The following is a 4,882-nucleotide window of genomic DNA, read 5'->3' as shown; positions in this document are numbered from 1 at the left end:
CCGGCACCGCGCCGACGCCAAGTCGGCGCTGATCACGCTGGTCGAGCACGCCCTCATGGCCCGCCTGAGATAACACCCCGGACACATTTCACATAGCACCCAAGTCGGCAATGCCCTACGGCAGTTGTCGTAGATGCACCGGAGCCGGCTGTGTCCTTTGACACGGCCGGCCCCGGCGTTCATAACGTTTCGGCAGAGGAATCGGGTGGTATGGCCACGCGTCGCGCACATTCGGTGCCGCTGCGCGCACGACCACCCCGCCTTTTGACGCCCCTCGCTCTTTTTGACCGTTTTATCTGGGGCTTACATCACTCGGATTCATCGCTTCCGAGTGTTTGGAAGAGCGCATGTTGACGTGCTGGAATGCCTGAACTGCCCAGTAGTCAAAGACGTACTCATCAGTCGGGGCGTACTGGGCTCTGAGAAACTGCGGCACAACGTAGGTGCCGACCGCCGAGAGGTTGTTGGTCGAGTGAGGCGAAGCAAGAACGGCCCCGAGCCGTCGGCCCGGGGTAACTTCACCCCGCCGCCGCGCGGAGCGGCGCCCGCACATGTGCCCGGGTCGGAACCGACGGCCGCTCCCGCCCCGAGCGGCGGCCGTTTCTCTCCGCGCAACTGGCGGGTGCCGACCAGGCTGAACGCGATCCTGCTCATACCCGTGCTGGTCGGCCTCGTGATGGGCGGCTTCCAGGTCAAGAGCTCGATCGACACCTGGCAGGACGCCCAGGACGCGGAGAACACCGCCCGCCTGGTGCGGGCCTCCCTGACCTACGCCGACGCCCTCTACAACGAGCGTGACGTCACGGCCGCCCCCCTGCTCCAGGGCAAGGGCCAGAACGACCCGACCGTCACCGCGGCCCGCAACGGCACCGACAAGGCCGCCGCCGCCTTCGACGAGGCGGCCAAGAGCATGCCGAACAAGCCGGGCCTTGACCGCCGGCTGAAGCTGTTCCGCGAGACCGAGCCCGAGCTCCAGGCCCTGCGCGCCGCCGCCTACACCCCCAAGCTGACGGGCGTGCAGACCGAGGAGGGCTACGTCAAGGTCGCCCACCCGCTGATGGAGTTCGCCAACGAGCTCGGCCTGGGCACCGGCAACATCACCTCCTACGGCCGCACCGTCTACGCGATGTCGCTGACCAAGGCCGCGCTGTCGCTGGAGCGGTCCATCGGCATGCACATCCTGGTCAAGCCCGGCCCCGACGCCGGCAACCTGGCCAGTCAGCGGGTCGCGCTGTCCTCGTACGCCTACCTGGAGGGCATCGCCGCCGAGGAGTACCTCGGCGGCGGCACCCAGGCCGACGCGGACCGGCTGGACGCGGAGAAGAAGGACATCCAGGCCCAGGCCGCGGGGATGGTCCAGCAGGCCAAGGCCAAGGACCCCAACTACGTGGCCCCGCCGTCGGACCCCACCAAGATGGTGAGCGCCCTGGCGACCCTGAAGGGCACGGACCCGGCCTACCGCGCCGCGCTCGCCGAGAAGGGCATCACCGCGCAGAACTGGTGGGCGGTCAACACCCTCAAGTTCAACGCCTACCGCTCCATCGAGTCGGACATGGCCGACAAGGCGGTGAACGAGGCGTCCGGCATCGCCGACGACGCCAAGCAGTCGGCGATCATCACCGGCGCCGTCGTCCTGATCGCCCTGCTCGCCGCGTTCATCCTGGCCGGCCTCGTGGCCCGCCAGATGAGCCGCTCGATGCGGCGGCTGCGCAACGCCGCCTTCGGCATCGCCGAGCAGCGTCTGCCGATGCTGGTCGACCAGCTCTCGCGCACCGACCCCGGCCGGGTCGACACCCGGGTCGCGCCGATCCCGATCACCTCGACCGACGAGATCGGCGAAGTCGCCCGCGCCTTCGACCAGGTCCACCGCGAGGCCGTCCGGCTCGCCGCCGAGCAGGCCCTGCTGCGGGGCAACATCAACGCGATCTTCACCAACCTCTCGCGCCGCAACCAGTCGCTGATCGAGGGCCAGCTGACCCTGATCACCGACCTGGAGAACAACGAGGCAGACCCCGACCAGCTGGAGAACCTCTTCCGCCTGGACCACCTCGCGACCCGTATGCGCCGCAACGGCGAGAACCTCCTGGTCCTCGCCGGCGAGGAGCCCGGCCGCCGCTGGGACCAGCCGGTCCCGCTGGTCGACGTGCTGCGCGCCGCCTCCTCCGAGGTGGAGCAGTACGAGCGCATCGAGCTGTCCGGCGTCCCCGAGGCCGAGATCCACGGCCGCGCGGTCACCGACCTCGTGCACCTGCTGGCCGAGCTCCTGGAGAACGCCACCACGTTCTCCTCCCCGCAGACCAAGGTCCGCGTCACCGCGACCCGCCTGCCCGACGGCCGGGTCATGGTCGAGATCCACGACAAGGGCATCGGCCTGACCGCCGAGGACTTCGCGGACATCAACCACAAGCTGGCCAACCCGCCCACCGTGGACGTGGCGATCTCCCAGCGCATGGGCCTGTTCGTGGTCGGCCGCCTCGCCGACCGGCACGGCATCCGCGTCCAGCTGCGCCCCTCGGGCGAGCAGGCCGGCACCACCTCGCTGGTCATGCTGCCGGACGCGATCACCCACGGCGGCGGCGGCGAACAGGCGCTGGACCGCGACGAGTTCACGGTCTCCCAGATCATCCCGGAGCAGGAGTTCCGGGGCGAGGACTTCGGCTCGCAGCAGCAGCCGCCGCTGCGCACCGCCGCCGAGCTGGGCTTCGACGACAGCCGCTACGAGGTTCCCGACGACATCCGGGAGCTGGACCCGGTCGGCCGCTCGCTGATGCGCGAGGAGCGCCGGGCCGCCCTGGAGGCGCAGTCCCACCAGCAGCCCGGCCAGGAGAACGCGCAGGCCACCGGATACGGCGACGAGTCCACCGGACAGCAGCAGGCGTACGACGCCGGCGAGACGGGCTTCGCGGAGCAGGGCGCGTCCTACGACCCGCAGACGGCGTACGACCGGCAGCAGCCCGGCTACGACGAGCAGGGCCGCCAGTCCTACGACGCGGCGTACTACGCCCCGGACGGCGGCCTGCCGCAGAACGGCGCGTACCCGGCGGGCGGCGGCTACCCCGACCCGGCGTACGCGGAGCCCGCCCGCGAGGAGCAGGCGCAGGCCCCCGCCGCGTCCGCCCAGACGTACTCCGGATTCCAGGAGCAGGGCTACCAGGACGACTGGCCGCAGCAGGACGCGTACCGGAACGGCTACCCGGACCAGTACGCTCCCGAGGCGGAATCCGCACAGGCCACTGACGTGAACGGCGGGGAAAGCGTAGGCTTCGACCGTCCGGAGCCGGCCCCCTCCGCGGGCCACCAGCTGACCGACGCCGGCCTGCCCCGCCGCGGACCCGTCGCGGGTGGCACGAACGGCGCACGGCACGTGAGCCAGGAAGCGCCGGCCCCCACTCCGGAGAGCAACGGCGAAAGCGGCTGGCGCTCGCAGAACGACGAGCGCTGGCAGCAGGCCTCGCAGCTTCGGAAGCCGAAGGCGGGCGGAGTGACCTCCTCCGGCCTTCCGCGGCGGGTGCCCAAGGCCAACCTGGTCGAAGGCACCGCGGCGGCGACCCCGCAGGGCGGCCCACAGGTCTCCCGCGCCCCCGAGGACGTCAGGGGCAGGCTGAGCAACCTGCGCCGGGGCGTCCAGCGGGGACGCAGCGCAGGAAGTGACAAGAACGGCCAGGGCTTCGGTCCTGACAGCACCTACAACCAGGAGCGTTAGTGTGAGCCCGATGAGCCAGGCGGCACAGAACCTGAACTGGTTGATCACCAACTTCGTGGACAACACCCCCGGGGTGTCCCACACGGTGGTGGTCTCCGCCGACGGACTCCTTCTGGCGATGTCCGAAGGCTTTCCCCGCGACCGCGCCGACCAGCTCGCGGCCGTCGCGTCCGGTCTGACCTCGCTGACCGCCGGTGCCTCGCGCATCTTCGAGGGCGGCAGCGTGAACCAGACGGTTGTGGAGATGGAGCGGGGATTCCTCTTCATCATGTCCATCTCCGACGGTTCGTCGCTCGCGGTTCTGGCACACCCGGAGGCGGACATCGGCCTCATTGGGTACGAGATGGCCCTTCTGGTGGACCGTGCGGGCACGGTCCTGACGCCGGATCTCCGCGCGGAGCTCCAGGGGAGCCTTCTCAACTAACAGGCAGACGGTGCGTTTTGGCGTCCCGGGGCCGTAAGGTTTCGGGACGCGGCTTCCACACGGTTGGGCGCCCGGCACAGTCGGAGGAGGAGAGAAAGTGGCAACACCCCCAGGCGGTTCCCATTCGGGCAACTGGTCGTACGGCCCTGCCCAGGGCCAAGGCCAGGGCGACGGTTCGGCGAACCGGTACGACTTCCCCTCCGCCCCGCACCACAGGCAGCCGTACGCGCCGCAGGGCCCCGGCCCTTCGCCGTACGACCAGCCGCCGGCGCCGCGCATCCAGCCGGTGCAGCCGCAGCGACGCACCCCTGAGCCGGCGCCCGCGGGGGCGTCGAACAACCCCCTGGTCCGCCCGTACGCCATGACGGGCGGCCGCACCAGGCCGCGGTACCAGCTCGCCATCGAGGCGCTGGTGCACACCACGGCGCAGCCGCACCAGATGCAGGGCCAGCTGCCCGAACATCAGCGGATCTGCAATCTGTGCCGCGAGATCAAGTCGGTGGCCGAGGTCTCGGCCCTGCTGACGATCCCTCTCGGCGTGGCCAGGATCCTCGTCGCCGACTTGGCGGAGGCGGGCCTGGTCGCCATCCATCAGCCCGGCGGCGACGAGAACGCCGGTGGCCAGCCAGACGTGACACTGCTCGAAAGGGTGCTCAGTGGACTTCGCAAGCTCTAGCGGCGGTCCTTCCCGCTCCACCACTTCCGCGAAGATCGTGGTGGCGGGCGGCTTCGGCGTGGGCAAGACCACGTTCGTC

The 4,882-nt window shown here is 70.3% G+C and carries 3 protein-coding genes and 2 pseudogenes; all 5 read left to right on the top strand.

Translation table 11 applies throughout. The annotated features are described in order from the left end of the window. A pseudogene (locus IE217_RS34225) lies at positions 1–73 on the top strand (ATP-binding protein); the annotation flags it as partial. Positions 74–472: 399 nt separating this feature from the next. After that, positions 473–3,703, top strand: coding sequence for a sensor histidine kinase (locus tag IE217_RS34220; RefSeq protein WP_190181861.1), 3,231 nt, complete (start codon positions 473–475; stop codon positions 3,701–3,703). 10 nt (positions 3,704–3,713) lie between these two features. After that, complete coding sequence (locus IE217_RS34215; RefSeq protein WP_004983065.1) at positions 3,714–4,127, top strand: roadblock/LC7 domain-containing protein; 414 nt, start codon at positions 3,714–3,716, stop codon at positions 4,125–4,127. Positions 4,128–4,224: 97 nt separating this feature from the next. Further along, positions 4,225–4,803 (top strand): DUF742 domain-containing protein, encoded by a 579-nt coding sequence (locus IE217_RS34210; protein WP_189708965.1) that lies wholly within the window; start codon positions 4,225–4,227, stop codon positions 4,801–4,803. After that, positions 4,784–4,882, top strand: a pseudogene (locus IE217_RS34205) (ATP-binding protein); the annotation flags it as partial. The gene IE217_RS34210 and the pseudogene IE217_RS34205, both read left to right, overlap by 20 nt.

The sequence above is a fragment of the Streptomyces naganishii JCM 4654 genome, from assembly GCF_014650575.1.
GTDB lineage: Bacteria > Actinomycetota > Actinomycetes > Streptomycetales > Streptomycetaceae > Streptomyces > Streptomyces naganishii.
The sequence above is the reverse complement of the archived record's forward strand: the minus strand, read 5'-3'. Positions and strand labels throughout refer to the sequence as shown.

Coding starts and splice junctions, on each gene's coding strand:
- IE217_RS34215 (WP_004983065.1), top strand. CDS start 3,714: ATGAGCCAGGCGGCACAGAACCTGAACTGGTTGATCACCAACTTCGTG.